At 61.5% G+C, this 1,937-nt stretch carries 2 protein-coding genes; one reads left to right on the forward strand and one right to left on the reverse strand.

Features of this window, described 5'->3' with window-relative positions; translation table 11 throughout:
• Window positions 1-804, reverse strand: an 804-nt coding sequence (locus tag AB4043_RS25605; protein ID WP_442308531.1) for a gluconeogenesis factor YvcK family protein, incomplete at its 3' end; no start/stop codon positions are given.
• Window positions 805-905: 101 nt separating this feature from the next.
• Here AB4043_RS25605 and AB4043_RS25610 point away from each other — a divergent pair.
• Window positions 906-1,937: MFS transporter (locus tag AB4043_RS25610; RefSeq protein WP_442308532.1), on the forward strand; the 1,032-nt coding region annotated here is incomplete at its 3' end.

Genomic DNA, 1,937 nt, shown 5'->3' on the forward strand with positions numbered 1-1,937 from the left:
GTCGAAGAGCCGGTGGCCGCCGGCGTGGTCCATGATCTTCTGGATATGCTGAGATGCGGTCAGGCCCAGGGACTCGTTCGCCTGGGTCATCAGGTTGCAGACGTAGATGCGGGTCGCCTTTGCCGTGGCGATCGCTTCGGGGATGCCACGGACCAGCAGATTGGTGACCAGTGACGTGTAAAGGGAGCCCGGTCCCACGCTGATGAGGTCCGCCTGTCGGATCGCCTCCAGCGTTTCAGGCACGGGATGCGCCTCGGCTGGTTCGAGATACAGCTCGTGAATCCGCTGCTTGCTCGCCGTGATGCTGGTCTCTCCGTGAACGTGGCTGCCGTCGTCCATCAGGGCGGCGAGGGAGACATTGTCCGTGGTCGCTGGGTAGATGCGTCCGCGCGTGGCCAGAATCTGCGAGGAGTGCTGCACCGCCTGCGCGAAGTCGCCGCAGAGATCGTCCAGTGCCGCCAGGAAGAGGTTTCCCAGCGAGTGACCTTGCAACTCGCCCTGTCCGAAGCGGTACTGGAAGAGCCGTGAGAGCAGATGCTCATCCTCGGACAACGCCACCAGGCAGTTGCGGACGTCTCCGGGGGGCAGCATGTTGAAGTCTTCACGCAGACGGCCGGAGGAGCCTCCATCGTCGGTTACCGTGACGATGGCCGCCAGATCGGCAAGCAGGCAGGGACCGTCAGCACAGCCAGAGGTAGCTCCGGAAACAGCAACATATCGCTTTAGACCGCGAAGCAGCGTGGAGAGGCCGGTACCGCCTCCGATTGCGACGGCACGTAGAGCAGTTGGGGGAACGGACCGCATTCCCGCCAGTGTACGGGAAAAGCTTTGAGGACACAGAGCCATCCCCTAGAAGGGCCGGGGCATCATAGAGATCGGTCCTCACCGGAGGTAACATTTCGAAAATGTTACTTGAGTTACCGGATCTTCTCGAAGGTACCTTTTGGACGCTGGCCATGCGGCCGCTGGGAGCGCTGATCTTCGGAGCTCTGGCTGAGCGCTGGGGCCGCCGTCGTACCCTGATGCTCAACGTCATCAGTTTTTCGATCTTCGAGCTCGCCAGCGCTTTTGCACCCACGCTTACATTCCTGATGATTACCCGCGCACTCTTCGGCATCGCCATGGGCGGAGAGTGGGGCGTCGGCGCGGCGCTTGCTTTCGAAACGCTGCCGAAGGAGCGGCGAGGGTTCTTCTCCGGCCTGTTGCAGGAGGGCTACGTCACCGGCAACCTGATCGCCGGCCTAGTCTACGCCCTTGTCTTCCCGCATCTGCACATTGGCGGCCCCTGGGCGCCCTGGCGGACGATGTTCATCATCGGTGCTGCACCCACACTGCTGGTCTTCTACATCCGCAGCAAGGTGGAAGAGAGTCCGGCCTGGATCGCAGGGCGTGGCGAGCGTGCCATAGCTCCTAAGAGGGGACTCTCGATGCACGACATCAGAACGTACCTTCCATCGTTCGTCTTCCTCATTCTGCTGATGACCGCCTTTACCTCCTTCAGTCACGGATCGCAGGACCTGTATCCGACCTTCCTGCAGGCCGATCGTGGGACTAACGACTTCTGGAAGGGGATGATCTCAAATGTCTCCAGCGTCGGCGCCCTGGCCGGAGGCATCACCTTCGGCAGCCTGTCGGAAAGGATTGGGCGACGGCGCGCCATTATCCTGGCAGCGTTGCTTGCCATCCCGATGATTCCGCTCTGGGCCTGGACACATCACTTTGTCCTGATCGCACTCGGCGGTTTCCTGATGCAGTTTGCCATCCAGGGGGCGTGGGGAGTGGTCCCGGCCTATCTGAACGAGATGGCTCCGTCAGCCGTACGCGCAACCTTTCCGGGTGTAGCGTACCAGCTCGGCAATCTGCTCTCGTCACGCAATGACGTCTTTCAGGAGAAGATCGCTGAACTCCACTTCGGCGGCGATCTGACAGTGGTCCTC

It is taken from the genome of Terriglobus sp. YAF25, from assembly GCF_052113305.1.
In the GTDB taxonomy this organism is placed as follows: domain Bacteria; phylum Acidobacteriota; class Terriglobia; order Terriglobales; family Acidobacteriaceae; genus Terriglobus.